The following is a 20,905-nucleotide window of genomic DNA, read 5'->3' as shown; positions in this document are numbered from 1 at the left end:
AAATTATTTTTTCTTGGCAATACATTGCATTACTGTTTTAGCAATCTCATCCACTGTCAAACCAAAATATTCATAAAGGACTGGTGCTGGTGCGGATTCACCGAAGGTATCAACACCATGAACCGCTGCGCAACCATACTTCCACCAGAAATCACTCACACCCGCTTCAACCGCAATACGTGGAATATCCGCTGGCAATACTTTGGCCTTGTAAGCGGCATCTTGTTGATCGAATACCGTAGTTGATGGAATCGATACCACGCGAATACCAATCTTGCCTGAGCTTTCACTCTCCAAACGTTCCGCTGTTTGTAATGCCAAAGCAATCTCGGAGCCAGTAGCAATAATGACTGCATCAATTTTGGATTTCTTCGGATCACGCAGCACATATCCACCACGCGCAATATCTTTGATCTGTTGACTATTGCGTGGCACAAATGGGCAGTTTTGACGACTGAAAATTAAAGCGCTTGGGCCATGCTTGCGTTCAATCGCAGCACCCCATGCAACCGCACTCTCAGTGGTGTCACATGGACGCCAAACCATCAAATTCGGAATCAAACGCAAACTCGCTACATGCTCAACAGACTGGTGTGTCGGGCCATCTTCTCCCAAGCCAATAGAGTCATGCGTAAAGACAAAGATGCTACGCAACTTCATTAATGCGGCCATCCGCAATGCGTTGCGGCTGTAATCGGAGAAAGTTAAGAACGTACCGCCAAATGGAATGTACCCACCATGCAAAGCGATGCCATTCATGATGGCGCTCATACCAAATTCACGAACACCGTAATTAATATGATTACCCCATTGGTCAGCGCGCACTGGCTTGCATGAAGACCAATTGGTTAAGTTAGAACCTGTTAAATCTGCTGATCCACCCATGAACTCTGGTAATGCTGGCGCCAATGCTTCAATCGCATTTTGACTTGCTTTGCGAGTAGCAATCGTTTCCGCTTTGGTTTCACAAGTCTTGAGATAAGCATCTAAAGTTTTAGTGAAGTCTTTAGATAGGTCGCCTTGCATACGACGTTGCAATTCAGAAGCGAGTTCTGGGTATTTATTTTTATATGCCTGGAACTCTTTATTCCACTCATGCTCAGCAGCTTGTCCACGTTTCTTGAAGTCCCAAGCCTCATATATATCTTTTGGAATTTCAAATGGCGCATAGGGCCAATTCAATGCTACACGGGTTGCAGCAATTTCTGCTGCGCCCAATGGAGAGCCATGCACCTTGTCGCTACCCGCCATATTAGGAGAGCCTTGACCGATAGCAGTCTTGCAGCAAATCAAGGTTGGTTTATCACTCTTCTTAGCTTTAGCGATTGCACTAGATACAGTCTCTGCATTATGACCATCTACATCGCGAATCACATTCCAACCGTAAGCTTCAAAACGTTTTGGCGTATCTTCGTTAAACCAAGAAACTACTTTGCCATCAATCGAAATACCGTTGTCATCCCAAAGTGCGATGAGTTTATTTAGCTTCAGTGTGCCAGCCAAAGAACATACCTCATGGCTGATGCCTTCCATCAAGCAACCATCACCCAAAAATACATAGGTGTAATGGTCAACGATGTCATAACCTGGGCGATTAAATTCCGCTGCTAATAATTTCTCGGCAAGCGCCATACCCACTGCATTAGAAATTCCTTGGCCCAAAGGACCAGTAGTTGTTTCTACTCCGGGCGTAACACCATACTCAGGATGGCCCGCAGTTTTACTATGCAACTGACGGAAATTTTTCAACTCACTCATCGGCAAGTCGTAACCGGTGAGATGTAAAAGTGAATACAGCAACATTGAGCCATGGCCGTTAGACAAAACAAAGCGATCGCGATTCATCCAATGCGGATCTGTTGGATTGTGTTGCAAATGTTCATTCCAGAGGCCGACTGCAATATCAGCCATACCCATCGGCATACCAGGGTGTCCAGAATTGGCTTGTTGAACTGCATCCATGGATAAAGCACGAATGGCGTTGGCCATGCGAATTTGAAGGTTTGACATCGTAAATTAGGTCTCTTGGAAATTAATTAGCTATATTTCAGTAATGCCTCAATTTTATCTTCCCGGCCCATGGGAAACCCAAAAGCCAAATATCCTCACTCCAGAGCTTGCGCATCACTTGCGCGTCCGTCGCATCCAAGTTGGTGAATTCTTCCCCATCTTCGATGGAAAGGGTCATATTGCCCAGGCCAAGCTCCTCTCGCTAAGCAATAAATCGGGAGAGGCAGAGCTTAGCGACATTCACCAAGATATCCATCGCGAGAGTCCTTATGCCATTACCCTGGCACAAGGACTTGCTGGGGGTGACAAGATGGACTGGGTAGTTGAGAAGGCCATAGAGACCGGCGCTCAGGTGATTGCACCATTGCAATGTGAGCGCTCAGTAATCAAATTAACGCGCTCAAGTGATGCTGAGCGGGCTCAAAAACGCCTTCTACACTGGGAGGGCATCGTTCAAGCCGCATGCGAACAATGTGATCGCACAGTGTTAGCCACTGTAGAGCCTGTACAAAGTTTTGAAAGTTACCTACAGAAGCCACAAAAAGCTCAACTTAAGCTACTTTTAAGCCCTGATACTGATAAAAGCCTGTATTCAGTATTAATTGATAGCCCACCACAGGATCTAATTTTGATGATTGGGCCAGAAGGTGGGCATTCTCCAGAAGAAGAGGCTCAAGCTGAAGCGGCCGGCTATCAAATTGTCTCTTTGGGTGACCGAGTCCTACGGACTGAGACTGCTGGAATTGTGGCAATTACTGCCGTACACAGCGTTTGGGGTCCAGAAATACAAAATCGCCTCAAATAGAGGCGATTTTTGCTATTTTCTGGCTTTACCGCTTAACTTGTTAAAACTCAGTGACTAAGCAAAAGAGTAAAACACGCGATAGGGTGTGCGACGCTCAGACCAGAAGTCAACAGCATCACGGAACACGTCAAGCAGAGTCTCACGAGCTTCTTTGTCAAACTTCTGTGTGCAAGGCAAGCCTTCGAGCACCACTACGAATCCTGGCTGTGGGCCAGACTTATCAACAGTCGTTGTCAAAGCATCGAGCAAAGGATCGAAATTCTTCGCCTGCTGCTTTGTGAAGGTGTAAGCAATCGCAATCGCTTCTAAAACTTCGCCTTTTGTCATTGCATTTGCACAATTTGCGTAAATGAAATGTTGGCCAAGCTCAGTGGCCGCTTCCTGAAGGTCAGGAGTGCGGAAAGCACGAATAGATTGAACGATATTAGGGCGCACACTGCGCAACATTGCCGGCGGTCCGGCATCGCGAACGGCCAAAGCGGCACGCCAAGAAGCTGTCACTTTTTTCCCCGAAACTTGATTTGCTGCATAGGTTTGTAAACGAGATAAACCACCCTCAGCGTAGATGTTGGCTGCCGGAGACTCGGTTTCAAGTCGATCGTTACTATCCCAACTTTCAGCCCGACTGTGTTCGTCAAAGCCTACTGTAGTGCTGTTTTCAGAGCGATTATTCATGATGGATGCTAGGTTACCCTTAACACGTCATCAAATCAAGCCCAATTACAGTGCATTTTATATAAACCATTGATTTATATAATAATTATTTATGTTAGTTATTGCTAACTAACATAAATAAAAGCCAATATTTAATTCTTAAGCCACACCCCTAGCGTTACTTGCTGCCTCAACTACCGCCAAAGTAGTCACATTGACGATACGTCGCACAGTAGCAGATGGCGTGAGAATATGAATCGGCTTAGCAGCACCCAAGAGTAGTGGGCCAATCGCAATACCATTACCAGCAGCGGTCTTTAACAAGTTATAAGAAATGTTTGCGGCATCAATATTAGGCAGCACTAGCAAGTTGGCATCGCCTTTTAAAGTGGATGAAGTAACTGCGCTAGCACGAATGGTTTCATCCAAAGCGCTATCGCCATGCATTTCACCATCCACCTCAAGAGTTGGATCTGCTTTTTGAATCAAAGCCAATACTTCACGCATTTTGATTGCGGATGGAGCACTGCTTGAACCAAAGTTCGAGTGGGACAGGAGTGCAACCTTGGGAGCTATACCCAATTTACGCATTTCACTCGCAGCCATTAATGTCAATTCAGCTAGTTGCTCTGCAGTTGGATCAATATTGACATGGGTATCAACCAAGAATACTTGGCGACCTGGCAAAATCAATCCAGACATAGCGCCATAAACATTGGCACCAGGCTCACGACCTACTACTTCATCGACATATTTCAAATGCGTCGATGAATTACCAATGGTTCCACAAATCATGCCATCAGCCATGCCTTTAGTAATCAACATTGAGCCAATTAAACTGTTGCGACGTCGCATTTCTAACTTAGCAAATGATTCGGTAACGCCTTTGCGCTCAGTCAAAGCCAAATAGGTTTGCCAGAAATCGCGGAAGCGTGAATCATTCTCTGGGTTTACGATCTCAAAGTCTTCGCCAGCTTTAATACGCAACCCAAACTTGCCAATACGATGCTCAATGACGGCTGGGCGTCCAATCAAAATTGGGGTAGCTAAATGCTCATCAATAATGATTTGAACTGCACGCAGTACGCGCTCATCTTCACCCTCGGCAAATATGATACGTTTTTGAGCGGCAGGCACACGTTTCGCAATACTAAACAGTGGCTTCATCAAAGTACCAGAGTGGTACACAAATTGTTGCAACTGATTGCGGTAAGCATCAAAGTCTTTAATTGGACGTTGAGCGACACCATCATCCATTGCCGCTTTAGCAACCGCAGGTGCGATGACGGTAATCAGACGCGGGTCAAATGGTTTCGGAATTAAATACTCTGGACCAAAAGATAAATTCTCAATGCCATATACCGAGGTCACTATTTCGCTCTGCTCAGCCTGCGCCAACTCTGCCACAGCCTTCACTGCCGCTACTTCCATGCCACGCGTAATGGTAGTAGCACCAACATCTAATGCGCCACGGAAGATGAATGGGAAACACAAAACATTATTGACTTGGTTCGGATAATCAGTACGACCAGTCGCCATCACAGCATCAGGACGAACTTCTTTCACTTCCTCAGGAAGAATCTCAGGAGTTGGATTTGCTAAGGCGTAAACCAATGGCTTAGGCGCCATCTTCTTCACCATGTCTTGCTTGAGAACACCGCCAGCAGAAAGACCTAAGAAAATATCCGCACCTTCAATTGCTTGATCGAGCGTACGCAATTCTGTCTCTTGGCAGAACGGCTCTTTCTCAGGATCCATTAATTCTTTACGGCCTTTATAAGCAACACCAGCTAAGTCTGTTACCCAAATATTCTTTCGGGGGATACCAAGATCAACTAATAGATCCAAACAAGCTAAAGCTGCGGCACCAGCGCCAGATGTAACCAACTTCACATTAGCAACATCTTTGCCAACTACTTTTAAGCCATTGAGAATCGCCGCAGCAACCACAATCGCAGTGCCATGTTGATCATCATGAAAGACAGGGATCTTCATGCGAGCTTGTAACTTGCGTTCGACCACAAAACAATCTGGCGCTTTGATATCTTCTAAATTGATACCGCCAAAAGTTGGCTCAAGTGCTGCAATAATTTCAACTAACTTATCTGGATCGTTTTCATTCACTTCAATATCGAAAACATCAATGCCAGCAAATTTCTTAAAGAGTACTGCCTTACCTTCCATCACTGGCTTACTTGCCAATGGACCAATATTTCCTAAACCCAAGACTGCCGTGCCGTTGGTAATCACACCAACCAAATTACCGCGTGCTGTGTAACGGAATGCATTAGCAGGGTCTTTAACAATCTCTTCGCAGGCTGCGGCAACGCCTGGCGTATAGGCTAACGCTAAGTCCCGCTGATTGGTTAACTGCTTGGTTGGGGCAATTTCGATTTTTCCCGGAACAGGAAACTCGTGATAGTGGAGAGCAGCTGCTCTTAAATCCGCTATTTGTTGTTCTTTGGTGCTATTGCTTGGTTTACTCATCAGTTCACTCATCAATCAGACTTATTCAAGCTTCTAATTCTATTCCTCTCGGATGCAAGACTGCCAAGAGCCATAAAATGGGGCATGCATTCTCAATCTTCCTCAATTGGCGAATTTGACCTGATCCAGCGTTTCTTTAAAACGCAGTCAGATCTGATGCTTGCCAATCACCCCAGCTCAGTGAAACTGGGAATTGGCGATGACTGCGCCCTTCTAAAGACCACCTCAGCTGAAGAAATTGCGATTACCAGCGATATGCTGGTCTGCGGACGGCATTTTTTTGCAGATGCTAATCCAGAATGGCTAGGCTGGAAAGCCCTAGCTGTCAACCTCTCAGACCTAGCTGCCATGGGCGCCAAGCCTGAAGGCTTCACTCTAGCGCTGGCCTTACCAGAGTCCAATCCAGCTTGGTTAGAGGCCTTCAGCAAGGGATTATTTTCAATCGCCAACCAATATGCTTGCCCACTCATTGGAGGTGACACTACCGCTGGCCCGCTCAATATTTGCATCACTGCTTTTGGAAGTATTCCGAAGGACAAGGCCATTTATAGATCGGGGGCATTGGACGGCGATGATATTTGGGTGTCGGGTTTTGTTGGCGATGCCAGGCTTGCTCTTGCTGCACTGCGTCATGAAATTCAATTACCCGGTGAAGATTTAGCGAGCGTTGAGGTTCGCATGCATCAACCCATCCCCAGAATTAATTTGGGCATTGCCTTAAGAGATCTTGCCAACTCGGCCCTAGATATCTCAGATGGCTTGCTGGGCGACCTAAAACATATCCTCAAGCAATCGAATAAAGATGCTGAAATCTATTTAGACCGCCTCCCAAAATCTGCCACACTGCGCAAGCAGTCACCAGTCATTCAAAATCTATATGCTGCGAGTGGCGGGGATGATTACGAGCTGTGCTTTACGGCCCCAATTGGTAAAAGGGATGCCATTGCCAAAATCAGTGCAGACCTAGATATTCCGCTTACCCAAATTGGTAGCATCAAATCTATGCAACACTCAGGATCTGCAATACACATCATTGATAGCAATGGAAAAGAATTAAATGCTCAAGCAGCGGATTTACTACTGAAATCCTTTGATCATTTCGCATGAATACCCAATCCAATACACCGAGCTCCCCCACATTGATTCCTAGCTTCAAGTGGGTATTTAGCAAACCGAGTCGCGCCCTTGCTTTCGGCTTGGGTAGTGGTTTAGCGCCATTCGCGCCAGGCACCGTAGGAACACTGTGGGCTTGGGCTGCATTTCTGCTGGGCGAGTATTTTCTATCCACAGAAGCATGGTTATGGATCATTAGCCTAGGAGTTCTGCTGGGTTGCTGGATCTGCGGACAAGTGAGCGAAGAGTTAGGTAAAAAAGATTTTGGCGGAATTGTGTGGGATGAAATAGTCGCCTTCTGGCTCGTATTGATTTTCATCATGCCGGCAAACTTATGGATGCAAATTTTGGCATTTGCACTATTCCGATTTTTTGATGCCGTGAAACCTGGGCCGATTGGAATGATCGATCGACACTTTAAACACTTAGAAGGTGGCAATGATTCTGCCCGGTCAAGTAGTGGCTTAATTTTATGGCGCGGCTTTGGAATCATTGCCGATGATTTAGCCGCTGCATTTTTTACCCTACTCACCATCACACTGTTACAGATTGGATTGAGCTACGTCCTATGAAAAATAATAATGATCCTCAGCATGAGTTAGCCAGAGCTGTAGCCCTGACTCTCATCAATCGGGGTTGGAAAATTGCTTTAGCTGAATCCTGCACTGGCGGCCTTGTCTGCGCGACCCTCACGGACTTAGCAGGTTCTAGCGATTGGCTGGAGCGGGGATATATCACCTACAGCAATGCCGCGAAATCCGAATGCTTAGATGTTCCAATGGAAACGATTGAGTCATTTGGCGCAGTCAGCGAACAAGTCGCCAAAGCCATGGCCGAAGGCGCGCTACGCAATGCGAATGTCAACGCCGCCATTTCCATTACTGGCATCGCTGGTCCAACAGGTGGTTCAGCAGGAAAACCAGTTGGTACCGTCTGCTTTGGCTGGGCAATCAAAGAGAGCGTTGGATATGATGTGATTAATACCGCCACACTGACCAAGCATTTTCAGGGCGATCGTCAAATAGTACGAGAACAAGCGCGTGATTTTGCACTCTCTCAATTTTTAGAATTACTCAAACCAAAAAATGCCTAGTGGGCTATTGCATTAGTACAATAGTGAGCACTACAAAATTAGCGTGAGCTCAGCCAGCCTTTGTGGCGGAAGTACCATAAAGGAATCATCGCAGAAATCACCATTGAAAGAATGGCAACTGGATAACCCCAAGTTTGTTCAAGCTCTGGCATGTAGCGGAAGTTCATTCCCCATACACTCGCTAACAAAGTAGGCGGCATTAAGGCAACGGATACCACCGAGAAGATCTTGATGATTTTACTTTGGTTCAAGTTAATAAAACCCACTGTCGCATCCATCAAGAAGTTAATCTTATCGAACAAGAACGCGGTATGGTTTTCTAGTGAATCAATATCTCGCAAAATCTGACGCGCTTCTTCTTGCTGCTCATCAGACAATAATTTGCTACGCATTAAGAAAGATAGTGCACGACGGGTATCCATCACGTTGCGACGAATGCGTCCGTTGGTGTCCTCTTCCTTAGCAATCGTTTCGAGCACTTCTTCTGCATCATTATCGGTAATGTCATCTTGCAGAACGCGTTTACCTGCTTGCTCTAGGTTTTCATAAACCTCTTCTAAAGCGTCAGCAGAATACTCGGCATCAGTGGAATACAAGTCGAGTAAAACGTCTTTCGCATTGCTCACCGAACCTGGGCGTAAACGCGCGCGCAAACGCACCAAGCGGAATACTGGCAAGTCCTCATCATGAATAGAGAACAAGACTTGTTTGGTCATGACAAAAGCAACTCGTACGTTGCGTGAAGTTTCTTCTTCATCCAACAAGAAATCAGTGCGGATGTGGAGGTGGCCGTCGTCAGCCTCGAAATAACGTGCGGAAGCTTCTAAGTCACCCAAATCATCTAATTCAGGCAAAAGGACGCCAAAAGCCTCTTTAATCCAGAGAAGCTCCTCCTCCTCAGGATCAACGACGTCGATCCAGATAGGGTTGGAGTATTGCAACAATTCATTGCGATCTTCCACTTGCTCTTGAGAGAGGCGGCCATTTTGCAGGACGAACAAGTTGATCATGGTGAACTCCTAAGGAATGTGCGCTAGTTTATCCTATAGAACATGACAGTTTCACTAAAATAAGCCAATCCCAATGAACTCCAGTCCAAATACCTTTACCCAACAACTCCAGTCCGCATGGGCTTCCCAAGGCAGTATGTTGTGTATGGGCTTTGACCCAGATCCCAAGCGCTTGCCTGCGTCATTCCAAGGTAAGCCTGAGGGAATTTTTGAGTTCTGCCGCGAGATTGCTGATGCTACTGCAGATACCGCCTGTTCTTTTAAGCCCCAGTTCGCCTACTTTGCCTCCCAAAGAGCTGAAGCCCAACTTGAAAAACTGACTCGATACCTTAAAGACAAATATCCCCATATCCCTGTCATCTTGGACTCCAAGCGCGGTGACATCGGTAGTACGGCAGATCACTACGCCTTAGAGGCTTTTGAGCGCTATGGCGCAGATGCGGTCACCGTCAACCCTTACATGGGCTTTGACACTATCGAGCCTTATCTAAAGCATGCTGGTAAAGGCGTGATTGTTTTATGTCGTACCTCAAACCCAGGTGGTTCCGACCTTCAATTCTTGAATGTGTCACCTGGTGGCGAACCTCTATACCTACATGTTGCCAAGCTAGCCGCACAAAAATGGAATGCCTCTGGCCAAATCAGTCTCGTAGTTGGTGCAACCTTCCCCGAAGAAATAGCCAAGGTGCGAGCTATTGTGGGCGAGATGCCCTTACTGATCCCTGGTATTGGCGCTCAAGGCGGTGATATTGATGCCACCGTCAAAGCTGGCAGCATTCCGAATCAGCCGGGTAGAGGCATGATGATCAACTCTTCCAGAGCAATCTTGTATGCCAGCTCTGGCAATGATTTTGCTGAGGCAGCTAGAAAAGTAGCTATTACTACGAGAGATGCCCTGCGAGCAGCGACTAGCAAATAAAACTAGCGGGGTTTGGCTCTCTGCATGGGTGTTAAAGCCACCCTATCCATATTTTCTAAAATAAAGTCTTGTCTTGTAGGGAAGTGAATATTGGCCTTGCGGCAGTATTGCACTTTGTCGAAACACTTCGGTGCTGGCAATGCGGAGGCTAAAGCTGCTGACTGTTCTCGATCAAGTGATGCGGGCTTAATGCCATAGTAATGCTGAGAGGCAGCGCCGATTCCAAAGATGCCCTCGCCCCACTCCACTGAATTCAAATAAATTTCAAACAATCTCTGCTTAGGTAGCATGACCTCAAGCAGACCTGTAATGATGAGTTCCTGCGCCTTACGAAAATAATTTTGCTCAGAAGAAAGGAAGAGATTCTTTGCGAGCTGCTGCGTAATCGTGGAGCCACCACGCAAAGCAGTTTTAGATCTAGCGCTACCTTGCTGATTCTTTGTCCAGGCTTTTTGCATATCCTCAAACCGCACACCCATATGCTGAAAGAAAATATCATCCTCACTCACTAAAACAGCACGCTTGAGATTATTAGAGATTTTGTCGTAAGGAACCCAAGATGACTGTATTGGACAAGACCAATTGAGCCCACACAGTCGCCAACGTTCGGCCCTCTGAAACGCAGTACTACTAGGATCAAGCGCTGCCCACATTCCAATCTGAATTACAAAATAGATTTGCATAGCGATAAATCCGCCAAGTAAACACTTCAGAAGGTAACGAAGCCAGCGCATCGAAGCTCAGCTAAAGATTAGGAAGTACGCAGTTCCGCCAATACCGCGCGAGAATCAATTGCATCAGCAAGCTTCGCGCCACGCCAAATTAAGAAGGCATCTGCTGCTTGCTCTACCAACATACCCAAGCCATCACTAACCCGTGCGCCACGATGCAATGCTTGTTGCATAAATGCTGTGACTTTGCCGTAGACCATATCGTAGGCAAAAGACTGTGGAGTAAAGAGATTGCTGGCTGCCGCATCATTGATGGGGGACTCATTAGAGAGACCGGCGGCTGTAGCATTAATCACCAAATCAACAGCGGCGTTTGTTTTGCTCGAATCCTCCAACTCACTCAAGGTAACCGCCCGCAATACAACATTCAGTGAGGTAGCCAAGCCGCTAAATAATTGAACTAATTCATCAGCCTTAGCATTGGATCGATTGGCAATGATGAGCTCTTTGGGTGATTGCTCCAGCAAAGGACCAAGCACTCCGCGAGAAGCGCCACCCGCGCCCAATAATAAAATTCGGGCACCTTTAATTTGAATACCCTGAGCTAATAGGTCTCTTACCATACCAGCACCATCAGTATTGTCCCCAAATATTTTTCCACCTTCAATGCGTAAAGTATTTACAGCACCAGCAAGTTGCGCGCGTGGGGTTAATACATCTGCAAGCGCCTGAGCATCCAACTTAAATGGCACGGTCACATTCATCCCCTTACCGCCAGCAGCAAAGAAAGATTGCGCGGCAGCTTTGAATTCATCAAGCGCAGGCTGTAAATGTCCGTAGTGCATTACTTGATTTGACTGCTGAGCAAAGCGTTGATGAATAGCGGGAGATTTACTGTGAGAGATCGGATTACCTGCAACCACATAGACATCTACACCAGGAAATTGACTGGGATCAGTGTGCAGCTCAGTGGAAGTGGGATGGCTCATATTGACTACAGGATAAGCGAAATTTCGCAATACGTTGCTGAATTAAGGGCGCAAATCTAAACGATCAGATCCATCTCGTGTGAAATCAAAAGTCGAGACCCAATCCAAGATATCAATCTGATTGCGCATTTCTACTGTAAAGGCTCCAAAGGGGGCGGAAGCGCGAATAATGGCTAGGGCTTGGCGATCTAACTCAGGATTGCCAGAACTTCGCCCAATACTCAAACCATCTCTGCCTTGCGCATTATTGGCAATCCGTCCTTGAGCATCTACGCTTACGACAATGACCAAACTTCCATACAAGGGCCGGCCATTGGCTCGTGGGAAAAATGCACTGCCATAAGCCTCTATTTTCTGACGCATAGCATCGTAATATTGCGCAAATACCACCGCCTTTGTACTAGCACCGGTCAAGACCTTACGACGAGGCTCGCGACCATTAACTTGCAAACGCTTTGCCAACTCAGCCTCTAAAGAGTTCAGTTGAGTTGCGGCCCTTTTCTCGTCACCACTTTTACGACCGCCCGATAGCGCTCGATCTGCTTCAAGCTTTGCCAGCATTTGTTTTTGCTGTTTTTCCAAAACTTCGAGACGAGCATCTGCACCGAGTCTTGCGCGGTGAAGCGCGCTAGCGTCTTGATTGGGCGTGTTGCCACCCCCATATAAATCTGCTTGCGCTAATTTATTAGCCTGCTTGGGTGCCACTTGATTACTGGCATTCACTAGGACAACGCTGAGTGGCGTGTTTAAACGACGATTCTCAATCTCCCCCATGCCCCATCGAAATGATAAAAAGAGGAGGTGAGCCAGAATAGACAGGCCTAATGCATAGCCAAACGGATACCGGCGCCAACTACCATCTAAGCGCCCTACTAATCCTATTAGCTTAGGCGAGACTGGCATCACTCTCAGGAACTTCTGGAGTTTCTATATGAACAACCCGAACTCCCGCAGTGAGTTGCAACAGATCTACATCAGCAATACTCACTTCAGCTCGAGTCAGACGAGGGTGAGTAGCCAACTCTGGAATTGGTAAATGCAATGGGACGGGCTCTACTCGAGACATACCTTCTTTGAGATGCCTTACAAAGACCTGCTTAGGCACTTCATCCTGAGAAGCCCAGCGCAAACACCAATATTTCTCTAAGCGATCTTGGTACTCGCCATAAGCTGAATAACAAGCCTCAAAGTCAGCGGCGATACCCATCAAAGCAGCATCTCGCGGAGGAAATGGCGCCACCATCTTGGCAGTAATGCCATGCTTCGCTATCGCAATCAACTGCCACTGGTTTACTAAATCGGAATAACGACGCAAAGGGGAGGTGCACCAAGCGTAATAGTCCAAACCCAACCCCTCATGTGGGCCAGGCGTCGTCTGCATACGAGTGCGCAGTGGACCCCAACCCTTTTGGGTGCGAAATAGCCCTGGCAATCCATGATCCGCTAGCAAACGTCCTGAAGCGCTATTGCAATAAATCATCCACTCAGCAACGATAGTGTCTAGAATTGAGCCGCGTTGGCGAGGAGTGATCTCAACCCGTTGACTGCCATCCACTTCTTTAATTTGAAAATGGAAGTCTCTTGCTAATGCATTCGGATCTAACGCTCCCAATTGCTCGGCACGCAATCCATTAACTACCCGCTGCTCTTGCCGGCCTGCATGCAATAACTTCGCCGCCACCCATAAAGTACTGAGCTCTTGACGATAAGCATAGCTAGCGGATTCATCAGCCAAACTTTCTTCCGTTACGAGATGTTCTAAATTCTCCAAGCGAAGATTAGATCCCATCGGAACCATCTCCGCACGCAACTGTAAAGAATCTCTATCTACTACTCCAGCCGGATCGATATCCACATAAATCGATAAAGCTGGGCGAGGAGCACCCTCATCTAATGAGAACTGCGCAATCACCGTATCCGGCAACATCGTAATCTTGTCACCAGGAAAATATACGGTAGACATCCGAGTACGCGCGACCCGATCTAAGTCGCTATCCTTATTGATAACTAAACCTGGTGCCGCAATATGAATACCGATACGATGCCCACCTCCCTCAAGCAGAGTAACGGATAGAGCATCGTCAATTTCAGTAGTACCCGAATCATCAATCGAGAACGCGCTCACTTCAGCTAAAGGTAATTCCGAAATAGCGGCGTCTAATGCGGCTTGCTCAACCACTAAGCTTTGGTCATGCGCGGCACCCTGAGGGAAATGGGCTTTTAAGAACATACCTTGGTGATATTGCAAGGGCGAATCAATCGCGCCGCAGCGGATCATCAACTGCGCTGGCGACTCCCCTGATTCAGAGCATGCTGCAATCAATGCTTTGTAGGCAGAGGTGTTTTTATCCGGAGAAAACAGGAGTTGATTTGCTTGAGACAGAAGTGTTTCCGGAAACACACCAGCAACAAGCTCTTTTTGCCATGAGGCTTGCTGCTCTAACTCTTTTTGCTTGCGTTCAAGCGCAGCTAAGCCAGCCTGCAATTGCTCGAGTGGCGCCCTTTGAAAACGTCCCCGCCCTTTGCGACGGAAAAATACTGGCGCACCTTGCAAGGCAATCGCTAATGCCGTCTGCTGAGGAATGCTTGCTTGTGCTCCAAAGTACTCCTGAGCAACATCCACCAAACCAAACTCTTCATCAGGCGCGCAATCCCACAAGAATTGCAAATCAATCTCTTTGGATAAAGCATGAGCCTCATCCATCAGCGCTTGCGGTTCTGGCTTTTCAAAGCGCAACCAAACCTCTTTGGCTTTTAACTTAATCTTCTTGCCAGAAAGGCTAGTCGCTTGCCATGACTCCGCTTCTCCAGCGCCCGAGGCAGACTGGACTGTGGCGACTTTGATGTCGCCACCCTCTTCATATAAAAGATGCATGCTTAGAGTGAGATCCCGCCACTGGCCTCAAGCGCTACGCCATTGACATAGCTGGCCTCATCACTTGCAAGAAACAGATATACGTTCGCCATTTCTTCGGGAGTGCCCAAGCGACCTAGCCAACTGCGTCTTTCAATATCTTTCAATATATTTTCTGGCATGGCTTTCACCATCTCAGTAGCAATAAATCCTGGGCACACTGCATTTACCCGAATACCTTTTGCACCTAATTCTCGTGCCCAAGTTTTTGTAAACCCAATCACGCCAAACTTTGTAGCTGAATAGTTGGTCTGACCAAAGTTTCCATAAATTCCAACGACGCTCGAAGCATTAACAACAGCGCCTTTACCAGCTTCCAACATATGCGGCACCACCAACTGAGTGCAATTGAACACACCTTTGAGATTGACATCAATCACCGTATCAAATTGCGCTTCAGTCATTTTGACCAAGCGCGCATCCTGAGTAATGCCAGCGTTATTAATCAAGATATCAATACGGCCATGGCGTTGCATGATTTGATCAACTGCCGCCTCAATACTCGCGCGGTCTGTCACATTGACGACATAACCTTCAGCGCCAGGAATCAGATCGGCAGCGACTTTAACTGCATCTGGATTCACATCCGCAATGATGACTTTTGCACCCTCTTCGGCAAATCGCTTCGCAGTTGCAAATCCGATACCTTTTGCAGCACCAGTAATGATGGCGACTTTGTCTTTTAATCTCATGCCGATTACCCTACTCTCTCTTGAATTGCAGTCAATATTTTTTGGTGCACTCCACCAAATCCGCCGTTACTCATCACCAAAATATGATCACCAGGCTTTGCTTCATTGGCAACAGCCTTAACCAATGCAGATAGATCATCAAAGGCCATAGCACGATCACTGTCTTTTGTATTTAAGGGGGATAGAACTTCTTTCAGATCCCATCCCAAAGATTCTTTACCAACGCTAGCGCCATAGGCAAAAACCTTATCGGCTGCCTCTAGACTATTAGGCAACTGGGCTTTCATGACACCGAGTTTCATCGTATTGGATCGAGGCTCTAACACTGCCAAAATTCGAGACTGCCCTACACGACGACGTAAGCCATCTACCGTAGTAGTAATCGCTGTTGGGTGGTGCGCAAAATCATCATAGACGGTCACATCGTTTGCTACACCAATCGTCTCTAATCGACGCTTCACATTTTTGAATTCAGCTAAAGCCCGCGCAGAATTAGCTGGTGAAATGCCAATGTGATTTGCGGATGCAATAGCAGCTAATGCATTCAGTTGATTATGACGACCCATAACACCAGAGTCTGAAGCCCAAGTTACAGTGGCGACCTCTTTGCCATTTTGCAAAACAATAAAGCCATCAGCATCTTGCGAAATCAAAGACCAGGCATTTTGCTTATCTTGACCAAACTTTTCCACCGGCGCCCAAACACCTCGTGCGATTACTCTTTCTAAAGCAGGCTCCTCACCATTCACGACGACAAGACCGTTTCCCGGAACAGTACGCACTAAATGATGAAACTGTGTTTCGATTGCAGCAAGATCAGCAAAAATATCAGCGTGATCAAACTCAAGATTATTTAATAAAGCCGTGCGCGGACGATAGTGGACAAACTTACTGCGCTTATCAAAAAAGGCCGTGTCGTATTCGTCAGCTTCAATAACAAAATATTTGCTTTCGCCTAAACGGGCAGATACCGTGAAATTCAAAGGCACCCCACCAATTAAGTAACCTGGCTTGTAATCATTGAACTCCAAAATCCAAGCCAACATCGCTGAGGTAGTTGTTTTACCGTGCGTGCCGGCAACAGCCAACACATGTCGACCAAACAGCACTTGCTCGCCCAGCCATTGTGGTCCAGAGGTGTAAGGAAGCCCTTGATTCAGAATGGCCTCCATCAATGGATTGCCACGAGAAACGACATTACCGATCACAAATAAATCTGGCATCGTTTCAAACTGTAATAATTGATCAGGCGAGAATCCCTCGATGAGCTCGATGCCTTGTGCTTCAAGCTGTGTGCTCATAGGTGGATACACGTTGGCATCACAGCCAGTAACGCGATGTCCGGCTTGCCGAGCGATTGCGGCAATGCCGCCCATGAAAGTACCGCAAATGCCCAAGATATGAATATGCATTGGGGAATTTTAGCTAAGGAGTAGCAATGAACCGAAGACAGTGGATTAGCATCGCCGGAATTAGTCTTGCAGCCCTCGTGGCAGGAGTCCTGACTTCGCAATGGATTTATACAGCTGGCCTAGCAAATGATCCCGCTATCAAAGCCTTTTTTGCCAACCCATGGCAAACGCCCAATGGAAAATCGGTTGACACTGATCAATGGCGCGGAAAAGTCTTGGTTGTGAACTTTTGGGCTTCCTGGTGCCCCCCTTGCGTGGAAGAAATGCCTACTTTGGACAAACTACAGCAAGAATTTAAGAGTCAAAATGTCTTATTTGTCGGCATTGGCATTGATTCACCCTCTAACATTCGTGAATTCCTTGAAAAAACGCCTGTTTCTTACCCAATCGTCATTGGTGGCCTAGAAGGCAGCAACTTGTCCAAGCAGATGGGGAATAGCCAAGGCGCACTTCCGTACACCATCATCATCAATCCACAAGGTAAGGCCACAAACAGCAAATTAGGAAAGATAAGCGAAGAAGAGCTCAGAAGTGCTATTAAATCAGCTTTATAAGCTACTTTTAAGATCTTTATTCACCCTTAGGTGACCCTCTATTTAGCAATATCTGCTCTTAAAATTAGAAAAAGGGCTATTTTTTTGAATCATTTTTGAATCTATCCAAAGATTCTAGGGGTATACTTTCCCTGTGCTTGGTGAAGAGAATTCTTCATAGAGTAAGCAGTTTTAGAGAAAAGCTTTATTAATGTAATTAAACCTAACTGCCTCTAAAAATATCGATCTATGTCGAAAAATACTTCAATTCTCGTTATCCAAGGCCCTAACCTTAACCTGCTAGGAAGCCGTGAGCCAGAGATTTACGGCAAAACTACTCTAGAAGATATTCATTCAAAGCTTGGCGCAATCGCTAAGTCCAATTCAGTCGATTTATCCACCTTTCAAAGTAATCATGAAGGCGAACTAATTGACCGAGTTCAAAAGGCTAAACAAGATGGGGTGGATTTCATCATCATCAATCCAGGTGCTTTTACCCATACCAGCGTTGCTTTACGTGATGCATTGGCTGGAGTTGCGATCCCTTTTACTGAAATACACCTATCGAATATTCACCAACGTGAAGAATTTAGGAAGCATTCTTACCTATCTGACATCGCCACTGGCGTGATTTGTGGTTTGGGTGCCATTGGTTACGAATTAGCACTACAAGCAGCAATCGCGCGTTTACAAAAATAAAGATTAATTAAGCATTACAAGAGAGGAAGCTTTTCCATGGATCTGAGAAAACTGAAAACCCTAATTGACCTTGTTTCTGAATCAGGAATTTCTGAATTAGAAGTTAATGAAGGTGAAGATCGTGTTCGTATTGTGAATGCTGGATCTCCAGCACCCGCTGGTCAAGTGGTTTATGCCAATCCAGCGCCTGTTCAGGCAACGCAAGCTACTCCCGCAGTCGCACAGGCTACCCCAGTAGCTGAAGAGGCTCCTGCTGAAACTGGTTTTGTAGCACGCTCACCGATGGTAGGCACTTTCTACCGCGCACCTAATCCTGAGTCTCCAGATTTCGTCAAAGTAGGCGACACAGTTAAAGTGGGTCAAACGCTCTGCATTATTGAAGCGATGAAGCTCCTGAATGAGATCGAATCTGAGCAAGCAGGTGTTATTAAGCAAATTCTGTGTGAAAACGGTCAAGGTGTTGAGTTTGACCAACCGCTATTCATCATCGCTTAATTACTCTTCATACTTGATCATCTTTAGATCTACTCCAATCCACCGTTACTTAACTCAGAGCCGACATGTTCGATAAGATTCTGATTGCCAATCGCGGAGAAATTGCTCTCCGTATCCAACGCGCATGTCGCGAGTTGGGAATTAAAACTGTGGTGGTCTACTCGACCGCAGATAAAGAAGCTAAATATGTGAAGCTTGCAGACGAAGCAGTCTGCATTGGGCCTGCCCCATCACCACTTAGCTACCTTAATATGCCCGCCATCATTTCAGCAGCGGAAGTGACTGATGCTGAAGCAATTCATCCAGGCTATGGTTTTCTCTCCGAGAATGCCGACTTCGCTGAACGTGTTGAGAAATCGGGTTTTGCCTTCATTGGTCCTACTGCAGCCTCGATTCGCCTGATGGGCGACAAGGTTTCAGCTAAGCGCGCCATGATTAAAGCGGGCGTTCCTTGCGTTCCTGGATCTGAAGGCGCATTACCCGACAATCCAAAAGAAATTATTGCTACTGCAAAAAAAGTGGGCTACCCAGTCATTATTAAAGCTGCGGGTGGTGGTGGTGGTCGCGGTATGCGCGTCGTGCATACCGAAGCTGCCTTACTAAATGCAGTAAACATGACCAAAGAAGAAGCTGGTCGTGCTTTTGGCAACCCAGAAGTCTATATGGAGAAGTTTCTGGAGAAACCTCGCCACGTCGAGATTCAGATTTTGGCCGATACCCATGGCAATGCGATTTGGTTAGGCGAGCGCGATTGCTCAATGCAACGTCGTCACCAAAAAGTGATTGAAGAAGCTCCGGCGCCAGGTATTGATCGTCGCTTGATCGCCAAAATCGGTGAGCGCTGTGCTGAAGCCTGTAGAAAAATTGGCTATCGCGGCGCCGGTACTTTTGAATTCTTGTATGAAGACAATGAATTTTTCTTCATTGAGATGAATACCCGCGTTCAAGTAGAGCACCCAGTGACTGAAATGATTACTGGCGTTGATATCGTTCAAGAACAAATTCGTATCGCTGCCGGCTTAAAACTCAGCTATCGCCAAAAAGACATCGTTTTCCGTGGTCATGCCATTGAATGTCGTCTCAATGCCGAAGATCCATTCAAGTTCACACCAAGCCCAGGCAAAATTGGTTCATTCCATATGCCAGGAGGTCCTGGTATTCGTGTCGACTCACATGCCTATAGCGGTTATGTAGTGCCATCCAATTACGACTCCATGATTGGTAAGTTGATTTCTTACGGCAATACTCGCGAGCAAGCGATCCGTCGTATGCAAATCGCACTTTCTGAGATGGTGATTGATGGCATTACAACCAATGTCCCTCTTCATCGTGAACTGATGCTCGATCCGAACTTCATGGAAGGTGGAACCAGCATTCACTATCTGGAGCACCGCCTCGAAGAGCAAGCCGCCAGTCGCGGTAAGCCCTAAACCGAAGGTCAATTGATGTTGATTTGGAGTAAGCATGTCCTATCGTGAACTTGTTTTCACGGTCCCAGCAGAGATTGCAGAGCCTTTGGGTGATGCCTTGTTGGAAGTGGGCGCACTCTCTGTCACTGTTGAAGATGATGCTGCAGGTGGTTACGATGAAAACCCACTTTATGGCGAACCCGGGCTATCACCAGAAGTTCAAGCATGGGATCGCTCTTCGGTAACCGCGCTGTTTAATCCTGAGTTGGATAACTCAGATGCAGAGAACTTCATTCCCGAGCTACTAGCATCTCTCAAGGAAGCTGGATTCAATCTTCCAGCGCCAGAACAAAAGATCGTTGAAGAGCAAGATTGGGTTCGTTTAACCCAAAGTCAATTTGCCCCGATTCAGATTGGTGAACGTATTTGGGTGGTGCCATCTTGGCATGAAGCACCTGCAGATCCAAATGCAATTTGTTTAGCAGTAGATCCAGGACTGGCATTTGGGACTGGCAGCCATCCAACGACCCATCTTTGCTTACTTTGGCTTGAACAAAACACACAACTTGAGAACCAAAGTCTCTTAGATTATGGCTGTGGATCTGGAATTCTGGCCATTGCCGCCGCCAAACTGGGTTGCAAACCTGTGGTTGGCACTGATATTGATCCACAAGCCATGGTTGCAGCACGTAGCAACGCAGAAATTAACAATACGACTATTCGTTTTGTTCTGCCAAACGAAAATGCGCCAGAACTTGCAGCAGAAACCAAATACGACATCGTGATGGCTAATATTTTGGCTAATCCACTACAAGTTTTAGCTCCAGCCTTGGTAAACAAGATGCGCCCGGGTGGGAAAATTGTTCTCTCAGGCGTTCTGGCTCGTCAAGCAGAAGAAGTGATTGCTACTTACAGCCAATGGTTAACCCTTTCGGTCTGGAAAGAAAGTGAAGGCTGGGTCTGCTTGCACGGCACTCTACCCGCAAAGGGTGATGAAGCA

19 protein-coding genes and 1 pseudogene are annotated in these 20,905 nt (G+C 46.7%); 10 read left to right on the top strand and 10 right to left on the bottom strand.

Annotated features, from left to right (window positions below; translation table 11 throughout):
* Positions 1-3: 3 nt before the first annotated feature.
* Positions 4-2,010 (bottom strand): transketolase, encoded by a 2,007-nt coding sequence (tkt, locus tag ICN42_RS03640; protein WP_255539224.1) that lies wholly within the window; start codon positions 2,008-2,010, stop codon positions 4-6.
* 43 nt (positions 2,011-2,053) lie between these two features.
* On the opposite strand from tkt, the gene ICN42_RS03635 reads away from it, so the two are divergent.
* A complete protein-coding gene (locus ICN42_RS03635; protein ID WP_216251006.1) occupies positions 2,054-2,815 on the top strand; it encodes a 16S rRNA (uracil(1498)-N(3))-methyltransferase in 762 nt (253 codons plus the stop codon).
* Between the two features lie 54 nt (positions 2,816-2,869).
* Here ICN42_RS03635 and ICN42_RS03630 read toward each other — a convergent pair whose 3' ends face one another.
* Positions 2,870-3,490 carry a barstar family protein gene (locus tag ICN42_RS03630; RefSeq protein WP_216251003.1) on the bottom strand — a complete coding sequence of 207 codons (621 nt, stop codon included), beginning with the start codon at positions 3,488-3,490 and terminating at the stop codon, positions 2,870-2,872.
* Positions 3,491-3,628: 138 nt separating this feature from the next.
* A complete protein-coding gene (locus ICN42_RS03625; protein WP_216251001.1) occupies positions 3,629-5,956 on the bottom strand; it encodes an NADP-dependent malic enzyme in 2,328 nt (775 codons plus the stop codon).
* Between the two features lie 84 nt (positions 5,957-6,040).
* Here ICN42_RS03625 and thiL point away from each other — a divergent pair, with 84 nt between their 5' ends.
* The 3 genes from thiL to ICN42_RS03610 are packed head-to-tail and all read left to right on the top strand — an operon-like array spanning position 6,041 to position 8,162.
* The gene (gene thiL, locus ICN42_RS03620; RefSeq protein ID WP_216250998.1) at positions 6,041-7,063 is read left to right on the top strand and encodes a thiamine-phosphate kinase; all 1,023 of its coding nucleotides are present in this window, start codon (positions 6,041-6,043) and stop codon (positions 7,061-7,063) included.
* Complete coding sequence (locus ICN42_RS03615) at positions 7,060-7,641, top strand: phosphatidylglycerophosphatase A (protein ID WP_216250995.1); 582 nt, start codon at positions 7,060-7,062, stop codon at positions 7,639-7,641. Before thiL ends, ICN42_RS03615 begins: the two co-directional genes overlap by 4 nt.
* Entirely contained in the window at positions 7,638-8,162 is a 525-nt protein-coding gene (locus ICN42_RS03610; RefSeq protein ID WP_216250992.1) for a CinA family protein, read from the top strand. Before ICN42_RS03615 ends, ICN42_RS03610 begins: the two co-directional genes overlap by 4 nt.
* Before the next feature lie 38 nt (positions 8,163-8,200).
* Here the strand turns inward: ICN42_RS03610 and corA are convergent, their stop codons facing one another.
* Positions 8,201-9,172, bottom strand: a complete 972-nt coding sequence (gene corA, locus ICN42_RS03605) for a magnesium/cobalt transporter CorA (protein WP_216250988.1) — start codon at positions 9,170-9,172, stop codon at positions 8,201-8,203.
* A 73-nt stretch (positions 9,173-9,245) separates the two neighbouring features.
* Here corA and pyrF point away from each other — a divergent pair, with 73 nt between their 5' ends.
* Complete coding sequence (gene pyrF, locus ICN42_RS03600) at positions 9,246-10,091, top strand: orotidine-5'-phosphate decarboxylase (protein WP_216250985.1); 846 nt, start codon at positions 9,246-9,248, stop codon at positions 10,089-10,091.
* A 2-nt stretch (positions 10,092-10,093) separates the two neighbouring features.
* On the opposite strand, the gene mtgA is transcribed toward pyrF, so the two are convergent.
* The 6 genes from mtgA to mpl are packed head-to-tail and all read right to left on the bottom strand — an operon-like array spanning position 10,094 to position 16,769.
* The gene (gene mtgA / locus ICN42_RS03595) at positions 10,094-10,825 is read right to left on the bottom strand and encodes a monofunctional biosynthetic peptidoglycan transglycosylase (RefSeq protein ID WP_216250982.1); all 732 of its coding nucleotides are present in this window, start codon (positions 10,823-10,825) and stop codon (positions 10,094-10,096) included.
* A gap of 17 nt (positions 10,826-10,842) precedes the next feature.
* On the bottom strand, positions 10,843-11,751 hold the full coding sequence (aroE, locus tag ICN42_RS03590; RefSeq protein WP_216250979.1) for a shikimate dehydrogenase: 909 nt from the start codon (positions 11,749-11,751) through the stop codon (positions 10,843-10,845).
* A gap of 42 nt (positions 11,752-11,793) precedes the next feature.
* Positions 11,794-12,654: an energy transducer TonB gene (locus ICN42_RS03585; protein ID WP_255539223.1), complete on the bottom strand. Its 861-nt coding sequence runs from the start codon at positions 12,652-12,654 to the stop codon at positions 11,794-11,796.
* Positions 12,638-14,626, bottom strand: coding sequence for a ribonuclease catalytic domain-containing protein (locus tag ICN42_RS03580; RefSeq protein WP_216250976.1), 1,989 nt, complete (start codon positions 14,624-14,626; stop codon positions 12,638-12,640). Before ICN42_RS03580 ends, ICN42_RS03585 begins: the two co-directional genes overlap by 17 nt.
* Positions 14,627-14,628: 2 nt before the next feature.
* Positions 14,629-15,357 (bottom strand): 3-oxoacyl-ACP reductase FabG, encoded by a 729-nt coding sequence (gene fabG, locus ICN42_RS03575; protein ID WP_216250971.1) that lies wholly within the window; start codon positions 15,355-15,357, stop codon positions 14,629-14,631.
* A 5-nt stretch (positions 15,358-15,362) separates the two neighbouring features.
* Positions 15,363-16,769, bottom strand: a complete 1,407-nt coding sequence (gene mpl / locus ICN42_RS03570; RefSeq protein WP_216250968.1) for a UDP-N-acetylmuramate:L-alanyl-gamma-D-glutamyl-meso-diaminopimelate ligase — start codon at positions 16,767-16,769, stop codon at positions 15,363-15,365.
* A gap of 26 nt (positions 16,770-16,795) precedes the next feature.
* Between mpl and ICN42_RS03565 the strand changes: the two genes are divergently transcribed.
* The 5 genes and pseudogenes from ICN42_RS03565 to prmA all read left to right on the top strand — a co-directional run.
* Positions 16,796-17,323, top strand: a complete 528-nt coding sequence (locus ICN42_RS03565; RefSeq protein ID WP_216250967.1) for a TlpA disulfide reductase family protein — start codon at positions 16,796-16,798, stop codon at positions 17,321-17,323.
* 228 nt (positions 17,324-17,551) lie between these two features.
* Positions 17,552-18,001, top strand: a complete 450-nt coding sequence (gene aroQ, locus ICN42_RS03560) for a type II 3-dehydroquinate dehydratase (RefSeq protein WP_216250963.1) — start codon at positions 17,552-17,554, stop codon at positions 17,999-18,001.
* Between the two features lie 36 nt (positions 18,002-18,037).
* Entirely contained in the window at positions 18,038-18,496 is a 459-nt protein-coding gene (accB, locus tag ICN42_RS03555) for an acetyl-CoA carboxylase biotin carboxyl carrier protein (protein ID WP_216250961.1), read from the top strand.
* Positions 18,497-18,561: 65 nt separating this feature from the next.
* Positions 18,562-19,926: an acetyl-CoA carboxylase biotin carboxylase subunit gene (gene accC, locus ICN42_RS03550; RefSeq protein WP_216250957.1), complete on the top strand. Its 1,365-nt coding sequence runs from the start codon at positions 18,562-18,564 to the stop codon at positions 19,924-19,926.
* A 34-nt stretch (positions 19,927-19,960) separates the two neighbouring features.
* Positions 19,961-20,881 (top strand): annotated as a pseudogene (prmA, locus tag ICN42_RS11890) (50S ribosomal protein L11 methyltransferase); the annotation flags it as partial.
* Positions 20,882-20,905 lie beyond the last annotated feature (24 nt).

Origin of the sequence: Polynucleobacter sp. 71A-WALBACH (assembly GCF_018882365.1) — a bacterium.
Lineage (GTDB): Bacteria > Pseudomonadota > Gammaproteobacteria > Burkholderiales > Burkholderiaceae > Polynucleobacter.
The sequence above is the reverse complement of the archived record's forward strand: the minus strand, read 5'-3'. Positions and strand labels throughout refer to the sequence as shown.